Raw genomic sequence first — 20,834 nt, forward strand, 5'->3', positions numbered from 1 at the left:
CGCTCCGACGCCCGTAATTTTGAAGTATTCCTTCACGCTTTAGACCACCTGTATGTCTGTCCAAAATCCCGTTGTCTGGTTTGAAATCTACGTCGACGATATGGCTCGCGCCAAAGCCTTTTACGAGCAGGTTTTCCAGTACGAACTGTCCGAAATGCATGCTCCAGGAGATGAGCCCATCCAGATGATGAGCTTCCCGAGCGATATGGATTCCGTGGGTGCGGCCAGCGGGGCGCTGGTGAAAATGGCGGGCTTCCCGGCCGGCGGCAGCAGTACGATCCTCTATTTCTATAGCGCGGACTGCAGCGTGGAGGGAGCCCGCGTGGAGGGCGCCGGCGGCAAATTGCTCCGGCCGAAGACCAGCATCGGGGAATATGGCTACATGGTGCTGGCCGAGGATACCGAGGGGAATACCTTCGGGATTCACTCCATGGCCTAGCCGCTGCTCGCTACGGGTACGGACAAGCGGCGCCCGTCAGCCCAGTTGCTCGATCATTTGCCAGAGCATACGCCGGAAGTTGTCCAGTTGCCGCCGGCTGAGTGCCGACTTTCCCCCCGCCCCGGTGATCTTTTCCGGTATGCAGGCCGCTCGTTGCCGTAGCTGATCGCCGGTTTCGCTCAGCCGTACGATCACTTTGCGCTCGTCTTCGGTAGACCGTTCGCGGCGCACCAGGCCCTTTCGCTCCAGGCGTTTCAGCAGGGGAGTGAGGGTGTTGGTGTCCAGGTAGAGCCGTTGCCCGAGGGCGGTCACCGGCTGCCGGTCGCTTTCCCAGAGGGCGAGCAGCACGAGGTACTGCGGGTAAGTGATGTCCAGCTCGTCGAGCAAAGGAGCGTAGGCCTTGGTGAGCAACCGGGAGGCGACGTAAAGGGGGAAGCAGAGCTGGTTCTCCAGGTGCAGGGCGGTACCGGTTGCCATGTCAGAGCAGTTTTTCGATGTCGGCGGCCAGCTTGGCGGGCTCGGTCGTGGGGGCGAAGCGGGCCACGGGTTTGCCCTGCCGGTCTACGAGGAATTTGGTGAAGTTCCACTTGATGGCATCGGTCAGGAAGCCGCCGGAGGCTTTCTTCAGGTATTTGAAGATGGGGTGCGCTCCTTTCCCGTTGACCTCCACCTTCGAAAACATGGGGAAACTGACCCCGTAGTTCACCTGACAGAATTCGCTGATCGCTTCCTCGTTTCCGGCCTCCTGTCCGCCGAATTGGTTGCAGGGGAAGCCGAGGATGACCAGGCCGCGGTCTTTGTACTGCTGGTACAGTGTTTCCAGCCCCTCGTACTGGGGCGTGAGGCCGCACTTGCTGGCGGTATTGACGACGAGGACGACCTGGCCGGCGTAATCTTCCAGCGAGACGTCCCGTCCCCGGATGTCCGGAGCGGAAAATTGGTAAAGCGTGGCGGTGGTAGCGGAGGCCATAGGCGTATTTATCGGGTAAGATTATATCGTGTGCGATGTAAATGTACGCAATTCGGAGGAATTTGTTTGGGCGGCGGGGCGCGGGAGAACGGAAATTCCGGGAAGACTGGCTCACCGTTCGCTCCAAGCCTGGTGAGACCGGGCTGCCGGTGGCCGGGTAACTGGAAGGTAACCAGCAGCCCGGCCGTAAATCCCGAAGCCACGGCCACCGTGCGGGTCGTTCGATGTCCGGTCCCCACTCAGGAATCGGAGACGGCTACGGACCCGCGTGCGGGCAAAGGCGCCGCCACCCGCCGGTCCAGCGACTTGATCTCCGTCTTGTAGGCGGTGGGCAGGATCAGGTCCCGTAGCAGGGTGTGTACCCCGATCCGGCGCGTCAGTTTGTAGATCCCGATCACGGGGCGGAGCAGTGAAAAGTCGCTCAGCCCGAGCATCACCCGGACCCGCTTGGGTACCACGATCTTCTGTCCCTCCCGCAGCATCAGGTAGCGCGGCCAGCCGAGGTGCTTGCGGTACTGCCGGTAAAGGTCGGCGGTGTACTTGCTCCGTACGAGGTTCGTTTCCAGGTGGTCTGCCCGCATCCGTTGCCAGGCCGGGAAGGAGTCGGGCAGGCCGCGTACGCCCATCCGGGTACCCACGCGGTGAAATACTTCGAAGACTTCCGTCTTTTCCGACTCGGTCAGCTTGCGTTCCAGCACCTCGTAGGCACGGATCGAATAGTCGATCAACATGAAGAGCACGTCGCGGTAGGCCCAGTCGGGGATGCGTTTGCCCCGTTTTTCTTCGACCACCGCGTGGATGTCGGCCATGGCGTCGATGGCCCGGTGGGCGCCCTCGCGGTCGGAAAAGACGATGGCACGGGCGTAGCCCACGGTGGAAAAGAGGCGACCGAGCGGATCCTTGGGCAGGCGGCCGGTGAAGTAGAGCCAGTCTACGGCCTTGTTCAGGGCGAATTCCGCGGCGGCTCCGGCGAAGATGAAGAGGATGGTGTCGCCGGTGCCCCAGATTTCGCGGACTATGGAGTCATTCTTGACGAAGGGATGCATGGAGTAATAACGCGCAAGACTGTATAAAGTGCTTTACTTTACAAAGTAATTATCGCGCATCCTTTTTTGCATTTTCCATCCATCGCCGCACTCACTTTTGCCCGGACGAAGCAATACGCGTTCCCAACTCTTCCTCGCCCCCCGAATCGGCCGGTCACTTACCGGTACCCCGCCAGGTTCAATTGGCACGTATCAGGACCTCCTCCAGTTGGGCGATGAATTTATCCGCAACCAGCCGAAAGCCGTAGTCATTGGGATGGATCTCATCGTGCCAGAACTGGGGATCTTGGGGTACGGTGCCGCGAATGTTGATGAAGTGTACCTTTTCGTACTGCTCGCTCAGTTCCTCTATGGATCGATTGAATTTGTCCATGATGAACTTGATCAGCCCTTTGCGATCCTCATCGCGGGTAAGCCCGCCCGTTTCGATCATCGGGCGGCCGATCCACTTGCCATCCGGTCGCGGCATGATGTAATCGTAGCCGTGCACGAAGATGTCCAATTCGGGAAATTCGGTGGTCAGGATCTGCAAGATGCCCTTATAGTAGGTCCGGATCACTTCGATTTCCGTGAGCCAGGTCGTCTTCAGGAAGGTTTCAATGTCATCGATGCTGCCCTTGCGGACCATCCTCGGGAAGACTTCAAAAAAGTCGTTTCCCCCGCCGCTGAGTACGAAAGCTTTGGGGGTGTATTGCTCGATGGCGTCCAGGTACTCGCTCATGTGGAACATGTTCCGGATCACGTCGCCGGCCCCCCCGAGGCTCTTCACCGCGAACCGCTCGTCTTCGATGAGGTAATCGATCACGTCCTTGACTTCCTTGGACAATGGGATTCCGGCCGGTTTGAAGCGGGGGTACTGGAACCAGGAATCGCCTTCGGTCACGATCACAATCCGCTCGCCGTCCTGCTTTCTTTCCTCGAACAATTTGTCCCTGACGCCCCGCGCCAGTCCGTTCGCTTTGGTGATCAGGAAATCGCGGATATTGATTAATGATTCGGCCTCGCTACTGCTCTCGGCGTCGACGGGCTCGTGCTTCACCACCTTTATTTCGTTGCGTAAGCGGTATTCGCCGGTGAAGGGACCCGTTGGTAGGTACTCGAAGTAGTCGGCGAGGGCCTCGGCCCGGGTAGCCTCGTCCTCCAGGAGGCGCTGTAATTCGTCGATGGTGATCGGGTTCTTCATGGTGCGCTATTGCGGTAAGGAGAAGTTTCTCTGCTGCAGGTCCTGCAGGATCCGTTTGATGAGTATGCCCCGATTCGCGGGCTCGATTGTTCCCTCCGCGTCGATCTGTAGTCCGCCCTCGTAGGACTGCTCGTTCTTCCCGGCGTGATGCAGGGCCACTACCTTCCACCTGATGTTGAAAACCGGTGAGCCGCTCGACCCCTCCCGCGTATCGGTGGTGTAAAAGAGGTAGGGATCCCAGATGCTGATGACGTCGTCCGGGAGCGCCATCTTCATGTAGTTGCCCTGGGGATGCTGGATGACCGTGACTTTTTCGTGGAGATTGGGATCGAAGAAGTCCTCGAGGTGGACGTGACCCCATTCCGCGAGTGGGTGCTGGGCGTCGTCGACTACTTTTACCAGGGTGTAGTCCAGGTCGGACTCCGCACTCGTGATGAATATGGAAGTGTCCAGACGGTAGCGGAATTCGGTCATCACGTTGTTATGCTGATCCACCTTATAGTTAAAGGTGAGTCGGGTTTGCTCCGCGGTAGCGACGTCGGGAATGACGTGGTTGTTGGTCATCAGCAAGCCACCCTTCAGCAGAAAACCGGTACCGCTTTCTCCCTGTGAGGTTTCGATTTTGCAGACCGTTTTCGACTGTTCTTTCGCTGCCTCCACCCAGGTGATGATATCGATGAGGTCGTCACTACCCACCACTTTCTCCAGACCCTTTCTGCCGGGAACCAGAATGTCGTAGTGCTTTTGCTGGGGGGCGGCGGGCGCGGGTGCAATGATGGCCCGGTCGGGTAGCGCGATGTCGGAGGCCTCCATCGCCTCGGCGATTTCATCTTTCGTCAAGTCGCGCAGCCGTTCGAACTCCCCGTCTGAAATGGCGCCGCGGTTCCGGGAAGTGTAAATCGAATCCAGGTCGTCGATCTTTTCGGTAACCGTGGCTTTCAGTTGATCGGCGTCGGCACCCGAACGGCTGCGATCGATGGCCTTCGGCAGTTCGCGGATTTTTTCCAGGTCCAGCTGCCGATCCAGCGTGGTGGACGGGGTGAGGGGCTCCCTGACCTCCACTTCTTTGTACAGGCGCTTCAACTCCTGTCGTTCCGGATAATCCTGGATGGCGATCTGCACGATATCGGTAATCCGTTTTCGTTTATTCGCCTCCTTGAGGATGTTGTGCCAGTTATCCCGGGCGCGTTCGCTGAAAGCAATCGCGCTGGAAGGGATACCGGCCATATCGACGACCATTTTACCGTCCGCTTTCTCGGGGTATAACTCGAGCAGGTTATCCCGTAACTCCGTTAGTTTCGTTGTCCAACTTGCCATATCATACTGGGCTTAGTCCATAATTCACGAGTGCGTCCAGCAACTCGTCTACCTTATCTCGCTCCATGACCGCATCGAGAAAATTAGCGGATTCGTCGAAGACGCGCCCTCCCCGGTACCAGGCATTGGGATTGAGGAGGATGACGTCGGAGCAGGTTTTCAGGTCATCGGTATCGAAATGATTGTCGATGAAGATTTTGATTTCCTCCAGGGTGCGCGAGCCGAAGCGTTCGTTTTTGATCCGTTCCACCAGCAGGCTCAAATGCGAGTTCGCCGCGGAATGCTCCTTCCTCAATTCTTCCGGTGACTGGTACATCACGTCTTGCTCGTACAGCAGCGGATGACTGACGAATGGTTCGATCAGGTAGTTCCCGTGCCGGCCCTTCATATATCTGTATTCCCCCAAAAAGGCCCGTATCTGGTTGCGAAAGTCGGGGTCCGAGGAATCCACCGTAACGTAAACGAAATCGTAAAAGAGCGAGCCGTTTACCTCGTATTCCATGATGGTAAAGGGATGATAGACCGTGGGGTAGACATCGGGCGACACCCTTAGCTGGTCGGGATGATCGACGACGAGGTACCCTTTGGGCATCCCGCGCATGGACGGAAAGCGCTTGGCCCAGGAAGCGTCCATTTGCTTCCAGTGGGCCGTGAGCGAATGGATCCGCCGGCCTTCCCGCAGGCCGTAATGTTGCCATACGTTTTCGTGCATCAGTACGGGTATGCCGAAGGAGACATTGTTGGCATAACTCACGCTGACGATGCGCCATTCCTCCAGCGTCGGGGGGATCTGCAGGGTACCTATTCCGCCGAGTACCTTTTGGGATTTTCCGGGCGGGGTGTAGTGGGTCCACCTGTCCGTTACGTATTCCATGACGCTGTCCGGAAGCGTTTTGAAGTGCTGGACGTCCGGATGGTAATACAGGCCCGGCACCCGGGCAACGTGCTCGGACAAGGTTACCTCGTGCAATTCAAATTGCTCGTTCCAGGATTGGGCTACGTTATTCAGGATAAGGTTCCAGAAGTAATGATCCGAGTAAATCACCACCGCGGGGCGCGAGCGCGTTTCCCGTTCTACCGGACATGCATTGACCAGGTCGCTTCGGGTATAGTTTTCCAGCGTTTCGATGACGCGGGCGGCGGTGTAGGCAGTCTGCAGGGACATGGCATCATTCCGGTTTATTCAGTAGCCTGGTGAGCAGCGCAGTAATTCGTTCCGCCAGCGTTTCCTGGTGGTCTTCCACGAGGCGGAGTACGTTGGCCGTATTCACCACGGCGGGATTACTTTCCACGACGGTTAGGGCCGCTTCCAGTAGCACGGCATCATCCTCGAGGGGAATGGGGGAGGTGTACAGTTGTTGGTCGGAGAACTGGTTGTCGCCGAAGCTAACCGACGACACGGTAAGCGCCGGCAAAACACGTTCAATGATCTGATCCCCGATCAGAAAGTACAGGGTGAGCTTCAGCGTGTAGTCGAAAACTTCGCTATGCCGGCTGGTTTTGGCCTTGGAGTACTGGAGCCTTAGCGCTTTTAGCTGGTAAGTGAACCTGTTGGTCTCTCTGATTACCACCGGTGAGAAGGTGATTCGCAATCCCGGTTGCTTCGATTTCCCGATGAAGAGGTAATGCGTAAAGTGAATGACGGGAAGGAGATAGCTGCCCGCCTGCATATTCGTGGCCCGATGGTGGTATTCGTAAACGAACCGCTTGACCCGCCTCTCGAGTTGCTCATGTAGAAAGCGGAAGCCGTGTGTAACGACCTGGGTAATGACGGCAACGGGTATGGAGAAGCTTTCCCGGACGGAATTCTTGTCAAGAACCGGAATCACGGAATTCTCGAAGGTGAGGGTCGAAAATTCCTTTTCGTAGAATACCTTCTCCTTGGTAGGGGAGTAAGCAACGAACCGACTGCCTGAAGTAAACAGCATGGTGGCATCCTTGAAGTGGCGAGCGGAGACAGAACAACCGGGAAATTTCCCCCGGGCGATACGCCGGAAATCAAGATAGGCCTTATAACATCAATTTGCCAGGGTCATTTTCTTCTTGCGATCCGCGCACGAAAATTCATTCCCGCACGGGCCGAAATGTTACCCCCCGCATACCGAATTAATCCGTTCCACCGGCGCTTCCCGCCCGGGGCTACCCGGAGAACTCCGATCAGGCCTCCACCTGTCCGACGTATTTCCGGAAGTTGTCGAGGATGGCCTGCCAGTGCTTTCGTTGCTCGTCGTTATCCATCTTCTCGGCGGGGTCGAAGGTGACGCTCACCTCGGTGCCGCCATCGGCCTCGGCGAAGTCTACCCGGACGTGCCGGCCATTCTCGAGGGTATACTCGATGTGGCTGTGCGGCTCGATCTGGGTGTAGGTACCTTCGAGCTCCATCTTCATGGTGCCGGACTTTTCGGCCATGACGATTTCAAATTCCCCGCCTACGCGCAGGTCGTTGACGGCCTTCGGGCAGTGCCAGCCCTTGCCGGCGAAGTTCCAGTTGATGACGTGCTCGGCCTCGGTGTAGAAGTGCCAAGTTTCGGACTTGGTGGCGGGAGCGGTGGTCTGTATGGTGATGCTTGGTGCGGGCATAGGTGATAGCTTTAAGGTGTAACCGCAGCCTTTCCTTCTAGTTCAGGCGGCCGCCCCGTGCTGCGACTCGGCGTAGCGTCGGAAATTCTCGAGAATGGCCTGCCAGCCCCGTTGCTGGGGATCCCGCTCCTCACCGGGCTCGGGGTCGAAGGTGACCCGAACGTGGGTTTTTTTGCCCTTCGCCTCGAAATCGACCGTTACGCGGCGCCCGTTACTCAGGGTATAGGCAATGTGCTCGTCCGGTTCCACCCGGTCGTAGACACCTTCCATATCGAATTCCATGCTGCCATCTTTTGCGGCCATGGTAATGATGAATTCCCCGCCAACGCTCAGGTCGTTCACGGCTTTCGGGCAGTGCCAGTCCTCGGAAGCGAAATTCCAGTTGATGACGTGCTCGGATTCCGTGTAATAGTGCCAGGTTTCGGGGCGGGGAGCGTCGACGTCGGTCTGTACGGTAATGGTATTTTCGGCCATGATCGAAGTGGTTTTTGGGTAGAACCGCGGCCGCGCCGGCAGGTTTTAGCGCATCGGACGTGGATTACGGAAACGCAGCATACCAATCGACCGCCATTCGGGTCAGCCGCGTGGTCCGGTCGGGGTGTTCGGCCACGAGGTTTCGTTCTTCTCCCGGATCCGCCGCGAGATTGTAGAGCTCCGGGCGACCGCCGTCGTAGTCGCACAGCAGTTTCCAGTCGCCCTCCCGCACCGCCAGGTCGGGCAGGTCTTCGAAGCCGTAGTAGTTTTTCCGGTCGGGCGGACGGCTCCAGAAGATTGGTGCCTGCCGGGAACGGCTGGCCTCGCCCAGCAGGGTAGGGAGCAGGTCTTCCCCGTCGGTCAGCGTGTCCCGTGCGGGCGCCCCGGTGAAGGACAGCAACGAGGGCCGCAGGTCGATGGCCGAGAAGACCGATTCCCGGTTGCGGCTGCCGGCCGCGGCGGTATCCACGAATCCGGGCCCCCACACGATCAGGGAGGACCGGATGCCCCCCTCGTAGAGGTGCGTTTTATAGCCTTTGAGCTCGCCGGCCCGCCCGGCCCCGAGCTCCGGGCCATTGTCGGAGCAGAAGACGATGAGCGTGTTCTCGCGCAGGTCCGGGTGGTTGCGCACGTAGTCGAAGAGCTGGCCGAACTGCTCGTCCATCGCCGCCAGCACGGCGAGGTAGAGCCCGCGCTTGCCGGCTTCCTTGGCCAGTCCGTATTCCTCGTACGGGGGCCAGTAGGGACTGTGCACGTCGTCCGGCCAGACGTTAACGTAGAAGGGTGCTTCCGCCGCCACCGCCGCGTCCATGAAGGCCAGCGCGGTATCGATGAAGCCCGTGGTGATCTCCGAGCGTTGCATCCAGGTGAAGGGCCCGCCGAGCCGTTCGGCGCCTTCCCAGATGCGGCCTACGGCACCGGTTTCGTCCTTCGTCAGGGGCAGCAGTTTCGGCCCCATGCCCTCGAAGTTGGTCAGCGAGGTATCGAAGCCGTAGGCGGTGATCGGCGGGGCGTCGTCCACGTCGCGTTGGCCGCCCATATGCCATTTCCCGAAGTGGCCCGTAGCGTAGCCGGCCGCCTGCAGCTCCCGCGCCAGCATCGGGGCCGCGGGGTCGAGCCAGTTCGCTACGCCCCGTTCGGCGTTCGCGGCGCGGTTGTCGAGGTAGGAGGTGATGTCCCACCGCTGCGGATACGTCCCCGTGCTGATGGCCACGCGGGAGGGCGAGCAGATCGGGGCGTTCACGTAGAATTGCTCGAAGGCGATGCCCTCGGCGGCCAGCCGGTCGATGTTCGGGGTCGCCGCGTCGGTGTTTCCGAAACTGCCCAGATCGGCCCACCCCATATCGTCGATGAAAACCAGGATCACGTTCGGCCGGCGGGCGCCTTCCTCCGCCGAAGCCACTTTGGGCGGCGGAGCGCAGGTGAAAAGCAGCAACAAGGCGAGGAGGGCAAGCAAGCGGAGCATGGGCCAGGATTCTTTCCTAGCCTGAACATACTGCAATTCTTACGGGATGGAGCTGCGGTTAGCGCGCGACCACCGTTTCCGCAGCGCGGCCGGATGCGTCGCGCAGCAGGATGCGGTACCGGCCCTTCCAGAGGCGTACGGAACGGTCGTCGTCCGACGTCATCAGCTCGCTCGCGTAGATCGGCGTGGCGACCGGGCTGTCGAATTCCCCCCGTACTTCCACGATGGCCGGAAAGGATAGCTTGTTCCATTCCGCGCCGAGGCTTTCGCGCAGGTCCACGTTGGCGTAGGCCCGCCCGTCGCAGCTCCAGCCTTCCCAGCCGCGCCGCCGGTCGGTGCTCCCCAGCGGCGGGGTCACGGTAACGATATCGAAGGGCATGTCGCCGTGCGGCCCGCGCCACAGTTCGCCGGCGGCGTTGACCAGGACCTGCGGGGTGCCGCCCGGCTCCAAACGGTCGCGCAGGGCCGCGTAGTAGGGACTGGACGCCTGTTCCGTGGCCACCTTTTCGTTCAGGGCATCCTGGTAGACGGTCAGGGGATCGTCGCCCGTAAGCTCGCGGTAGTGGTAGGCCATCCAGTAGGTGTCCGATCCGGGGCGTTTCTCGGTTGCGTCTTCGATGGCGTGGTACCAACCCCCGTGGCAGACGATCTTCTCGCCGGGATGAGCCCGTTGGTAGGCTACGATGTGCTCGGCCTGTTGCAGGTCGCGTTCGCTGTCCGAACTGCCGTTGTGCTCGTAGGCGAAAATCCGGAAGCCCAGGTCGATCGCGTGGCGCAACAGGTTACCGTACTCCGGTTCGCTCGGATAGATGCCGGAGAAATAATTCATCAGGGGATAACCGCGCTCGTGCAGGAGCGAATCCCACGGACGGCTGTCGGAGGTCTCCCGTAGGGGCGTGATGTTCTCCAGGCCAAGGTGGCGGTACCCCTCGGCGTACAGATCGTCCAGCAGACAACGCGTGAATACCCGGTGCTCCGGCTTGGTATGCGCCTCGGTGATGATGAGCAGATTCGCGTCGCGGGCCCGCTCGGCGATGACCGCTTCGGCGGGAATCAGCCGGTATTCGTTTAGGGCTGCCCGTGCGTCCGGGAGCAGCGAATCCAGGTCCCATTCCAGCGGCAACTCGGCCTCTCGGTTGATCGTACCGTACTTCCCGATCTGTACCCAGGGGTGATGGAATCCCGGGCGGATATGGCCCGCCGCAAGTCCCCGCTGCAAGGAGTCGGAAAACAGCAGGGGATAACGCGGGAAGTTGGCCGGAAAATCGGCGTCGGTAAGCGTATCGTAGGCCGTCGGCCCGGTTGCTCCCTCCGTGCGCTCGCCCCGGGGTGAGCTTTGGCAGGAGCAGAAAACAAGCAGGATGGGAAACAGGGTGGATAGGCAACGGGACAGCATGGGCGGTGCGGGTGTACCGGTAATATACACCTCCCGTGCCACGGGGGCGGCTACCGCTCAGTACAACTTCGGGTCGAACAGCTCGCTTCCGACCCACTGCACGATCAGGGCACGGATGCGCGGGGCCCGTACCCATTCGTACGTCAGCCCGAAGGTGGCGGTGTCGGCATCCTTATTGCTGATCAGGATGAGTTCTCCCTTCCAGCTTTCGGCGTCGATGCCGGTGAAGCGGTGTGGGTGCCGTACCCTTTGGCGGCGCAGGAAGTAATTCAGGTCGCGCAGGCTGTGCAGGATTCGCCCCACGCAGGACAGCTGGCTGCGGAGCGGGCCCGAGGCGTAGCCGTCGATTTCCGCCATGAAGGTCAGGTAGGCCATGATCCGGCGTTCGACGGCCCGCCAGTCGAAGGAGTCCCGCCAGTATCGATCAACCATTGCAGGTACTCCAGGCTGCTACCGGTTTCCCAGCTGCCGGGATCGATGGCGTCCGGTCACCGGTTTCGCGTCAGGCGTTCGTGCAGGTCGTCCAGATCTGCCCGGGGTACGGCCAGGTTGAATGGAATTGGCATGGTACGGGACTTAGTCGAGGAAGTGTTGCTTCATGAACTCAATGAAAACCGGGTAGTCTTCCGGCAAGGTACCGTGGCCCCCTTCGTGCATCAGGTAGCCGAGATCGTGCAGAACCGGCTCACCCGCCCCCGGCCATTCGGTGGTGGCGAGGCCCCGCTTGCCGAGCAGCTCGTAGACCGGTTCCGCGGCCACGGCGGCTTCGAACTCGCCCCTCGGGTCGGACCAGTTGTCCGTCGTCCCGGTCTGCAACAGAAGCGGACGGGGCGCGATCAGCGAGAGGAGCATATGGGCGTCGACGGGACTGGTATTGGGGTCGGCTCCGTACTGCCGACGGTTGCCGGCAAACTGGTAGTCGTAGCGGGTGGAATCGATCATGTGGGCGGTGGTTTCCCCGTACTGCCGGCGGGAGAGGGCCGCCCCCCCTTCACCCGAGCAGCAGGCGATGACCATGCCGAAGCGTTGGTCGCGGGCACCGGCCCAGAGGGCGGTCTTGCCGAGTCGGGACGCCCCGAAGACGGCTACTTTGTCAGCGTCGACCCGCTCGTCGGTTTCCAGGTAGTCCATGACGCCGCTCATTCCCCAAGCCCAAGCGGCGATCGTGCCCCACTCGTAGTCGGCCGGGTATGCCTGATCTGCCGCCAAATAGTGACCCCGGACGCCGTAGGGGATCCCCTCCTGAAAATCGGGCTCGATGTCGCCGTAGTAGATCGCGGCCACGCCGATGCCTGCCGATAAAAAGGGAGCCACGTCCATTGTTCCGAACGAACGGCCTTCGGAAGCCGGAACGCGCTTTCCCTCCCGGGTCCAGATCGTACCCTCCCGGATGCCGGGGTCGTCGAAGGAGAGCGAATTAGCGGAAAAGCCGATTTTCAGGAACAGCGGAACGGGGACGCGCGCATTGGCCGGAGTGTAGATCAGCAGGTCGGCTTTGTGCCGGGAGGTATCCGGGGTAAAGTAGATCGTTACCTGCCGGCGAACTGCGGTGCCGTTGTAGGCCGGAGTGGCCGATTCGAAAACGGTGAATGTTGGCTTCCCGCGCTCCGGCGCCCTACCAAATTGCTCGGTTTCGAAAAGGCGGAGGATCTCCGGCCGGCGGCGCTCGTACCAAGCGACGGAATTGGTAACGGGTTCGCCGTTTTGGAGAATGAGCGGATCGGGAAGCGCGTAAGCCGGTACCCGCGTCTCGTCGTAGTTGACGGGGATACCGGCGACGGTATCGGTCTGCGCGAACACCATCCTGCCGGTAAGGAGCAACGCGGTGAGGTAAAGGACGTGCACGATCAAAAGAGTTGTAAGGGTAAGATACCATTCCTCCGTCCCGATCCGCTTAGGAATGTACGAAGGGCCACGGTCGACTGGCGGGTTCGCGATCTACCGCGCCTATGGGCGGGAAACCACTACCCGGAGACGCGGCGTTCAGCCACCGCTCCTGCAAACAAGTGGAGGAAAAACGGGGGAGCCGATACTTTTTCGTTCCGGCATCCGCAAGCCACGGCAGGCATATCCGGGAGCATGCCATCAACGGGTAATTCATTCAAATTTTGTCGGATCAACGAATGCAGGACAAAAGCCATGGCAAGCACTTTTTACCCGTACGCGTGATTGGGTTGTACCCACATTTAGGGAGATAACCACATAAATTTCAAAATAGAGTGATAAAATTTTGATACTCCACAATACTTTATATCTTAGGTGGAAGAATTGGCTTTGGCCGGTCCGTTACAGCAGGTTGGTGCACGGTGCATCCTTCATTGCTTTCCGGCCTTGGATAAAGTGGGCACGCTTGATTTCCAATAATGCCACCAACACCTACCCGTACTTATTCAGCTGGATGATGCCAGCAAGCTTCAACGCAAAATTGAATTCAGTCGCGCCTGATGCGACTTCGCTATGCTATGAACAAAAAGAACACATTGACTGACACTATTCACTAGTTATAAACACACCCTCCTCTGTATTCGACCGGGGTTTACCAGTAACCTAGCGCATCGGCCGTGAGCCGACGCGTCCTGGAATCGTATTGCTGTATCAACGAATGGTCGATATGCTTATTAATTACGTTACACTCCATTAACCACTACATATACCGGTAGCCGATAGGTGCCGGAATGACCGACTAAAAAAGCACTTCTGCACCGCAGATATGGAATTTTTATGCATACCGGCTACGCTTTTATTCAGGTATGCTTTTCATGACTCGCTACATTGATACGGACTTTAATCCCTTAGTTATATAGACAACACACATGAACAACCAATTACCTACTCCCTCCCGCAGGGTTTATGGACTATTTATGCCCAATACTTTGCACTGGGTATTGTCTGCCTTCCTGGTCCTATTTACCTACACTGTTCGGGGGCAGAGTTTCGGCCAGAGCAACTTAGACTTTGCGGGGCAGGGTGGGGTCTCGCAGGGTACCTCCCTGATGTTCGGCCCCGACGGTCGATTGTACGTCCTCGGCCTGAATGGAACGATCGATATTTTCACCGTTCAACGATCGGGCAAGGATGACTACGTGGTCACCGATGCCGAGGAGCTGCTGGATGTAAAAAACATCCCCAACCACAACGACGACGGTAGTGCGAACAGTAATAATAACCGGGAAGCTACCGGCCTTGCGGTAGCCGGAACGGCGCAGAATCCGGTGATTTACGTTACCTCGAGCGATTCGCGGGTAGGCGGACCGAGTGGCGATTTGGACCTCGATACCAACTCCGGGGTGATTACCCGGCTTACCTGGAACGGTGCCTCGTGGGACGTAGTTGATATCGTACGCGGCCTGCCCCGTTCGGAGGAAAATCACGCTACGAACGGGCTTGAATTCGTTACAAAAGGTGGCGAGAATTTCTTGATTGTTTGCTCCGGGGGCCACACCAACGCCGGCTCACCTTCCGACAATTTTGCCTGGACGACGGAATACGCCCTATCCGCCGCCATCCTGTCGGTCAATCTGACGGCCCTCGAGCAACTGGCCATCCTCACCGACAACACCTCCGGTCGGCAGTACATCTACGATCTCCCAACCCTTGACGATCCTACGCGACCTAATGCCAACGGCATCATCGACCCTGACAACCCAGGCTACACGGGTATCGATGTTGGCGATCCCTGGGGCGGCAATGACGGGCTTAACCAGGCCATGATCGTGGAGAACGGTCCGGTGCAGATCTTTTCGCCGGGCTACCGCAATACCTACGATCTGGTGGTGACCCAGGACGGTAAAGTGTTCGCTACCGACAACGGTGCCAACCAGGGCTGGGGGGGCTTGCCCGTAAATGAGGGCGTCGACGGTACCGTCACCAATGCGTATATCTCTTCCGAACCGGGAAGCTCCAGTGCCGTAGGGGGCGAGCAGGTGAACAATGCGGATCACCTGACCATGATTACCAACGACCTGCAGAACTATGTCTTCGGGAGCTTCTACGGAGGGCATCCCGCCCCGGTACGGGCGAATCCGGTGGGGGCGGGGCTATTTACCAACCCTACCTCCAACGCCAATAGCAATTCAGTCTTTCGCACCCTCATCTACGATCCGGATGGCTCCCGGGGCGCCGGATACACCAACGATCCGTCTATCGGGTTGCCCGCCAACTGGCCGCCGGTGCCGCCAAGTATGGCGCAGCCCGTGGAGGGCGACTGGCGCGGACCGGGTATCAACAATCCTGACGGCCCCGATGACGTACTGGTGACCGTCTGGGGTACCAACACCAACGGAATCGATGAATACACCTCTTCGCTCTATTTCGGTGGTACCATGAAAGGCAACCTCCTCGCAGGTACTAATGGCGGCGTACTTCGTCGGGTCCAGTTGGACGAGGACGGAAATCTCCAACAACTTACCAATAGCTTCATTTCCAATTTAGGTGGCAACCCGCTGGGTATCACGTGCAATAGTGATTCGGATCCCTTTCCAGGCACCATTTGGATCGCCACCTTCAATAGTACCATCAAAGTACTGGAACCCGATGACGAGCCCTGTACGCAACCCGGGCAAGCCGGCTATTCTGCTACCGCTGACGGTGACAACGACGGGTACACTAACCAGGACGAAATCGACAACAAATCCGCCGATCAATCGGTGCTGGACGTAATCTGTAACGGGGGCAACCAGCCCAATGACTTCGACAAGTCTGCCGGCGGCAACCTCGTATCCGACCTGAACGACCCGGACGACGACAACGACGGCATCCCCGACGCCGACGACCCCTTCCAACTCGGTGACCCCGACACCGGCGGCAGCGATGCCTTTGACCTGCCGGTACTCAACGATCTGTTCTCGGACAACCAAGCGTTGAAGGGCTATCTGGGCCTGGGCCTGACGGGCCTCATGAACAACGGCGACCCCAATCCGAACTGGTTGAACTGGCTCGACCGCCGCGACGACCCCAACGATCCAAATACCAACGATATCCTTGGCGGTGCCGTCGGGGCGATGACCATGCAGATGACCGGCGGTACGGCCGCCGGGGCGGCGAACAGTCAGGAGAAAGGCTTCCAGTACGGAGTGAACGTCGACCAGACTACGGGCACGTTCACCGTCGAGGGGCGCTTGTTCAACTTCACCGATCCAACGCAGTTATACGGCACCTCGGCTCCCGCAAACGGTGAACTGGGCCTGTACATCGGCGACGGTACGCAGCGTAACTATCTCCAGTTCGTGCTTACGGCGGACGGTCAATTGGAAGCGCGCCAGGAAATCAACGATGTACCGCAAGCACCTTTATCGGCGACGGTAGCGGCCAGCCAGGATATCATCCTGTTTTTCGCGATCAATACTTCCGACGGAAGCGTCACGCTACAGTACACCATCGACGGCGGTACCAAGCAAACCCTCGGAACGCTAACGGCACAGGGTGCTATTTTAACGGCTATTCAGGACGGCAATAGCCCCCTCGCCGTAGGGTTGATCGGCACCTCGAATGCCGCCGGTGAGGAAGTGGAAGGTACCTGGGATTACCTCTACGTACGCAGCACAGAGCCCTACGCCGAGCAGCGTTTGCCCGATATTGACGTACTGATCAATGCCAACGACCGGACCTTCGACCTCGCGGACTACTTCGGTGACGACGAAGGAGACGGCAACCTCACCTTTTCCGTCGCCAATAACACCGGTACCGTTGGTGCGGATATCAGTGGAAGTACGCTGACGGTCTCGTTCCCGGCAACTTCCGAAATAGCTGACATCACCGTTCGCGCGACCGATGTTAACGGGCTTTTCGCGGAACAGACCTTCACGGTCACCGTCTCCGACGAACCCATTCCCATCCTGCGCATCCGGGCCAACGGTGCTACCCTGGCCGCTACGGACGGTTCCAATCCACCCTGGAGCGGCAATATTCCCGCCGGCCAGCAAAACGGAACGTACAATAGTATCCCCTTCGCCGTCAACACGGGGACCTATTCCACCCAGAACGTGACCGGACGGCACGCCTCCCTGCCCGACTACGTACCGCAGGCGCTCTTCACGAACGAGCGGTATGACGTAGAGGCCGCTCCGGAAATGGAATGGACCATCGGTCTGCCGCAGGGGAACTACTTCGTACGGTTGTACATGGGCAACGGCTTCGACGGCACCTCCTCCGCCGGTGAGCGAATATTCGACATTCTGATTGAGGGACAATTGGTGGAGGATGATCTTGACCTCGTGGCCACCTTCGGCCACCTCAACGGCGGTATGCTGGAGTACCCGGTTGCCCTGACGGACGGTACGTTAAATATCTTATTCGAGCACGTCGTGGAAAACCCACTCATCAACGGCATCGAGATTCTAACGGTAGGCGGCGAATTCACCTCGCCGGTCACGGTAACGCCGATTCCCAATCAAACCAACGACGAAGAAGATGTCGTGAACCTCACGGTTTTGGCTTCCGGCGGGGATTCTAACGAAAACTTTTCCTTCAGTGCGACCGGTCTGCCGGCGGGTATCCAGATCGAACCAACGACCGGTCTGATCTTCGGCACCATCGCCGACGGGGCCTCGGCCGGGAGTGTCTACACCTCCGTCGTCACGGTAAGCAAACCCGGCAGTACGAACGCGGTAGTATCGTTCAGTTGGACGGTCAACGGTCCGTTTAGTCAGCCGGTCTGGAACAACCAGACAGACGACGAGAATTACACCGCGCGGCACGAATGTTCCTTCGTACAGGCCGGGGATAAATTCTACCTCTTCGGCGGGCGGGAGAACTCCACCACCTTTGACGTATACGATTACGAAGCGAAGACCTGGAGTCAGATCCCCAATTCGGCCCCGTCGGAGTTCAATCACTTCCAGGCCCTGGAATACCAGGGACTGATCTGGGTAATCGGTGCCTTTAAAACCAATAATTTCCCGGCCGAAGAGCCGGCTGACTACGTCTGGGCCTATAACCCGGCCACCGACGAGTGGATACAGGGACCGGAAATTCAGGAGGACCGTAAACGCGGGTCCGCCGGACTGGTCGTCCACAACGGAAAGTTCTACGTCATCGGAGGGAACACCATCGGACACGACGGGGGCTACGTAGCCTGGTTTGACGAGTTCGACCCGCAAACCGGCGTTTGGACGAATCTGGGTAACGCACCCCGCCCCCGCGACCACTTTCATGCGGAGGTGATCGACGGAAAACTTTACCTCGCGGGTGGTCGCCTGTCCGGAGGCCCCGGGGGCACCTTCGCTCCCCTGATCGCGGAAGTGGACGTCTACGATTTCGCTTCCCAGAGCTGGACGACAATACCCGATCTGCCTACTCCGCGGGGCGCTGCGACCGTTGCCGTATTCGAAGGAGAACTCTACGTCATCGGCGGAGAGATCGGTACGGACCTGCAGGGTAACAACATCGGGGATGCCCAGAAAACTACGGAGGCGTTCAATCCCGCAACCGGATATTGGTCCACTAAGCCCGACCTGGTCACGGAACGGCACGGTACCCAGGCGATCGTTTCCGGGAACGGCATTCACGTCACGGCCGGATCCAGTAGCCAGGGCGGTGGCGGCACCATGAAAAACATGGAATACTTCGGAACGGATAATCCCGTCGGATCCCCGCTCACCGCCAGCCAGCTCGTGACTCCAAGCAGTGTATCCATCACTGCCTACGGTACGTCCGATTTCACGGCAAATGCTACGGGCGGCAACACCGGACTGATCATCACCGATATGGCGATTTCGGGGCCGGATGCCGAATTCTTCTACGTGAATACCCCCCGGACCTTTTCCCTGGTCGAGCCGGGATCCAGCGTAGACCTCACGGTCGGGTATAGCGGCACGCAGGCCGGTCAGACCGCAACGCTGACCATCACCTACGGTAATTCGGCTACCACTACGGTAGCCCTGAACAGCACCCTGATCACCTCCGGAACCGTGCTCTACCGGGTCAATGCCGGTGGATCCCTGACCGCCAGCAATGACGCCGACCCGACGGACTGGTCCGCCGATCAATCGGCCGTCAACGCGGGCGGTAGCGCCGGCTCTGGTACCCCATCTCCCTACTATAACCTGACGCCTCCGGCCCAGGACATTACCTACGGCGTGGCCTTCACGGGTACGAACACTACCGGCTATCCCGATGCGCTGTTCTCCACGGAGCGGTACAGTACGGTGCCCAATCCCGACAACATGCAGTGGGACTTTCCGGTAGAGAACGGCGACTACACCGTCAACCTACTCTTCGCCGAAGTTTGGACCGGTGCCCAGGATGCCGGCACCCGGGTCTTCGATGTCCTGATTGAAGGAGACCCCGTGTTGGAGGGTTTTGATCAAACCGTGGCCTACGGTTGGAATGTCGCGGGGGTAGAAACCTTTTCGGTAACCGTCACCGACGGCAACCTGGATATCGACTTCCTGCTGGATGCCCAAAATCCGAACATCAAGGGTATCGAAATCCTCACCGCTGGTGGTCCGCCAGTCAACGAAACACCGGTGGTGAGTACACCCGTCGGACAAATTGATAGAGAAGGCGAATACGTGTCTCTACCGATCGACGCAAGCGATGCGACATCCTGTAGCGGGTTGACCTATACGGCAACCGGTTTACCGCCCGGTCTCATGATCGATCCGAACTCAGGACTGATCTCCGGGACGCTCGACGTCGAAGTGGAAGGCGACGGCAACGGTCCGTTTATCGAAAGTGGCGGGCTCGTCGTAATCGAGATGGAATCGGCCGCGACGTTGCCGGGGGCGTGGGAAAACGCATCCACCTACAGCACCACCGCATCACCGAATGTAAATAATCCGACCAGCGCTTCCGGCAATGATTTCATCATTTGGCAAGGATCTCAGTACCTCAACAACCCAGGTAATGGCTTGCTCACCTATCCGGTGGAGATTACCACGCCGGGGGTATATCGCTTTCAGTGGCGGAGTCAAGTAGGCAACGGCACCGATGCGACGGAGCACAACGATACCTGGTTAAAAATCGAAGGGGATGCCTTCTACGGCCAACAGGGCGGGTCGAGCATCGTCTGCCCGGTAGGTGCTCCCGCGGGAAACGATTGTAACGGTGATGCACCGGAGGGTTCTTCGTCCGGTGGCTGGTTTAAGATCTATGCGGCTGGAGCGAATAACTGGAGTTGGAGTACGAATACCAGCGACAACGACGGTCACCAGATCTACGCCCGCTTCGATGCGCCGGGTACCTACAATATCCTGGTGTCCGCACGCTCCTCGTCGCACGCCATCGATCGGATGGTCCTGTCGCACTCCGGCTACTCCGGCAACCCCCAGAGCCTCAGTCTTCCGGAATCGGACCGGGCGGACACGGGGTCGGCCGGCGCCGCGGCAAACAGCCCCTATAACGTAGTAGTGACCGTTGCCGATGGTTGCGTGCCATCCCTGAGCACCCAGGTAAGCTTCAACTGGGAAGTGGTCGATCCGCAGGCACCCTCCAGTCTCACCCTGCTAACCACGACTCAGGGCCGTACCAACTACGGTGGGGTACATACGGTAGAATTGTATACGGCGAGTAACCTGGCAGCTCCGCTCTACCGCTATACCCCGACGGCCGATGCGGCCGGTCGGATGACGGTGTCGGGCTTTGCCCTCGGGGAATACCGGGTACTGGTCAAACGATCCGGATTCCTGCAACGGGTACAAAGCGTAACCCTGAACGGCGGTGACGTGACCACCACCTTCGGTGAGCTGCGAGCCGGAAACCTGAATGCGGATAACTCCGTCAGTATTCTGGACTTCTCCCTTCTCGCAAATTCCTTCGGTCAGTCGGGGCAAGCTGCGGATTTCAACGGTGACGGGGTGACCAATATCCTGGACTTCTCGCTACAGGCCTCCAATTTCGGGCAGAGCGGTGAGCCCCTATCCGATAATTAATACTCTCTGAATAATGGAATAGGGTTGCTTTCGGCCCTATTCCGTCTAATAGTCCAATAACGCGTAATCCTGCCTCTGGCGGAAAATAATGGCAT

General features: G+C 59.0%; 15 protein-coding genes. 2 read left to right on the forward strand and 13 right to left on the reverse strand.

Annotated features, from left to right (window positions below):
* Positions 1-52 precede the first annotated feature (52 nt).
* A complete protein-coding gene (locus CLV84_RS22065) occupies positions 53-439 on the forward strand; it encodes a VOC family protein (RefSeq protein ID WP_104418996.1) in 387 nt (128 codons plus the stop codon).
* 36 nt (positions 440-475) lie between these two features.
* On the opposite strand, the gene CLV84_RS06980 is transcribed toward CLV84_RS22065, so the two are convergent.
* From CLV84_RS06980 to CLV84_RS07040, 13 genes are all read right to left on the reverse strand, one after another.
* On the reverse strand, positions 476-916 hold the full coding sequence (locus CLV84_RS06980; RefSeq protein ID WP_104418997.1) for a MarR family winged helix-turn-helix transcriptional regulator: 441 nt from the start codon (positions 914-916) through the stop codon (positions 476-478).
* Position 917: 1 nt separating this feature from the next.
* Positions 918-1,409, reverse strand: a complete 492-nt coding sequence (locus CLV84_RS06985) for a glutathione peroxidase (RefSeq protein WP_104418998.1) — start codon at positions 1,407-1,409, stop codon at positions 918-920.
* A gap of 239 nt (positions 1,410-1,648) precedes the next feature.
* A complete protein-coding gene (locus tag CLV84_RS06990) occupies positions 1,649-2,455 on the reverse strand; it encodes an oxygenase MpaB family protein (RefSeq protein WP_104418999.1) in 807 nt (268 codons plus the stop codon).
* 178 nt (positions 2,456-2,633) lie between these two features.
* Positions 2,634-3,638, reverse strand: a complete 1,005-nt coding sequence (locus tag CLV84_RS06995; RefSeq protein ID WP_104419000.1) for an SGNH/GDSL hydrolase family protein — start codon at positions 3,636-3,638, stop codon at positions 2,634-2,636.
* A 6-nt stretch (positions 3,639-3,644) separates the two neighbouring features.
* Positions 3,645-4,955: a trypsin-like peptidase domain-containing protein gene (locus CLV84_RS07000; RefSeq protein WP_104419001.1), complete on the reverse strand. Its 1,311-nt coding sequence runs from the start codon at positions 4,953-4,955 to the stop codon at positions 3,645-3,647.
* A 1-nt stretch (position 4,956) separates the two neighbouring features.
* Positions 4,957-6,120 (reverse strand): hypothetical protein, encoded by a 1,164-nt coding sequence (locus tag CLV84_RS07005; RefSeq protein ID WP_104419002.1) that lies wholly within the window; start codon positions 6,118-6,120, stop codon positions 4,957-4,959.
* A gap of 4 nt (positions 6,121-6,124) precedes the next feature.
* The gene (locus tag CLV84_RS07010) at positions 6,125-6,883 is read right to left on the reverse strand and encodes a hypothetical protein (protein ID WP_104419003.1); all 759 of its coding nucleotides are present in this window, start codon (positions 6,881-6,883) and stop codon (positions 6,125-6,127) included.
* A 229-nt stretch (positions 6,884-7,112) separates the two neighbouring features.
* Complete coding sequence (locus CLV84_RS07015) at positions 7,113-7,535, reverse strand: SRPBCC domain-containing protein (protein ID WP_104419004.1); 423 nt, start codon at positions 7,533-7,535, stop codon at positions 7,113-7,115.
* Positions 7,536-7,577: 42 nt separating this feature from the next.
* Positions 7,578-8,009, reverse strand: a complete 432-nt coding sequence (locus CLV84_RS07020; RefSeq protein ID WP_104419005.1) for an SRPBCC domain-containing protein — start codon at positions 8,007-8,009, stop codon at positions 7,578-7,580.
* Between the two features lie 64 nt (positions 8,010-8,073).
* On the reverse strand, positions 8,074-9,474 hold the full coding sequence (locus tag CLV84_RS07025) for a sulfatase-like hydrolase/transferase (RefSeq protein ID WP_104419006.1): 1,401 nt from the start codon (positions 9,472-9,474) through the stop codon (positions 8,074-8,076).
* Positions 9,475-9,532: 58 nt separating this feature from the next.
* The gene (locus CLV84_RS07030; protein WP_104419007.1) at positions 9,533-10,870 is read right to left on the reverse strand and encodes a hypothetical protein; all 1,338 of its coding nucleotides are present in this window, start codon (positions 10,868-10,870) and stop codon (positions 9,533-9,535) included.
* A 57-nt stretch (positions 10,871-10,927) separates the two neighbouring features.
* Positions 10,928-11,302, reverse strand: a complete 375-nt coding sequence (locus CLV84_RS07035) for an epoxide hydrolase N-terminal domain-containing protein (RefSeq protein ID WP_104419008.1) — start codon at positions 11,300-11,302, stop codon at positions 10,928-10,930.
* A 144-nt stretch (positions 11,303-11,446) separates the two neighbouring features.
* Complete coding sequence (locus CLV84_RS07040; RefSeq protein WP_146088740.1) at positions 11,447-12,715, reverse strand: glucuronyl esterase domain-containing protein; 1,269 nt, start codon at positions 12,713-12,715, stop codon at positions 11,447-11,449.
* A 1,016-nt stretch (positions 12,716-13,731) separates the two neighbouring features.
* Between CLV84_RS07040 and CLV84_RS07045 the strand changes: the two genes are divergently transcribed.
* Entirely contained in the window at positions 13,732-20,739 is a 7,008-nt protein-coding gene (locus CLV84_RS07045; RefSeq protein WP_245911400.1) for a malectin domain-containing carbohydrate-binding protein, read from the forward strand.
* The last annotated feature ends 95 nt before the right edge of the window (positions 20,740-20,834 follow it).

This window comes from Neolewinella xylanilytica (assembly GCF_002934605.1).
Classification (GTDB): Bacteria; Bacteroidota; Bacteroidia; order Chitinophagales; family Saprospiraceae; genus Neolewinella; species Neolewinella xylanilytica.

Excerpts from the sequence above, each read along its gene's own strand:
- CLV84_RS07045 (WP_245911400.1), top strand. The coding sequence starts at position 13,732 with ATGCCCAATACTTTGCACTGGGTATTGTCTGCCTTCCTGGTCCTATTT.
- CLV84_RS07020 (WP_104419005.1), bottom strand. The coding sequence starts at position 8,009 with ATGGCCGAAAATACCATTACCGTACAGACCGACGTCGACGCTCCCCGC.
- CLV84_RS22065 (WP_104418996.1), top strand. The coding sequence starts at position 53 with ATGTCTGTCCAAAATCCCGTTGTCTGGTTTGAAATCTACGTCGACGAT.
- CLV84_RS07025 (WP_104419006.1), bottom strand. The coding sequence starts at position 9,474 with ATGCTCCGCTTGCTTGCCCTCCTCGCCTTGTTGCTGCTTTTCACCTGC.
- CLV84_RS07015 (WP_104419004.1), bottom strand. The coding sequence starts at position 7,535 with ATGCCCGCACCAAGCATCACCATACAGACCACCGCTCCCGCCACCAAG.
- CLV84_RS07030 (WP_104419007.1), bottom strand. The coding sequence starts at position 10,870 with ATGCTGTCCCGTTGCCTATCCACCCTGTTTCCCATCCTGCTTGTTTTC.
- CLV84_RS06980 (WP_104418997.1), bottom strand. The coding sequence starts at position 916 with ATGGCAACCGGTACCGCCCTGCACCTGGAGAACCAGCTCTGCTTCCCC.
- CLV84_RS07035 (WP_104419008.1), bottom strand. The coding sequence starts at position 11,302 with ATGGTTGATCGATACTGGCGGGACTCCTTCGACTGGCGGGCCGTCGAA.
- CLV84_RS07005 (WP_104419002.1), bottom strand. The coding sequence starts at position 6,120 with ATGTCCCTGCAGACTGCCTACACCGCCGCCCGCGTCATCGAAACGCTG.
- CLV84_RS07000 (WP_104419001.1), bottom strand. The coding sequence starts at position 4,955 with ATGGCAAGTTGGACAACGAAACTAACGGAGTTACGGGATAACCTGCTC.
- CLV84_RS07010 (WP_104419003.1), bottom strand. The coding sequence starts at position 6,883 with ATGCTGTTTACTTCAGGCAGTCGGTTCGTTGCTTACTCCCCTACCAAG.
- CLV84_RS06995 (WP_104419000.1), bottom strand. The coding sequence starts at position 3,638 with ATGAAGAACCCGATCACCATCGACGAATTACAGCGCCTCCTGGAGGAC.
- CLV84_RS06985 (WP_104418998.1), bottom strand. The coding sequence starts at position 1,409 with ATGGCCTCCGCTACCACCGCCACGCTTTACCAATTTTCCGCTCCGGAC.
- CLV84_RS06990 (WP_104418999.1), bottom strand. The coding sequence starts at position 2,455 with ATGCATCCCTTCGTCAAGAATGACTCCATAGTCCGCGAAATCTGGGGC.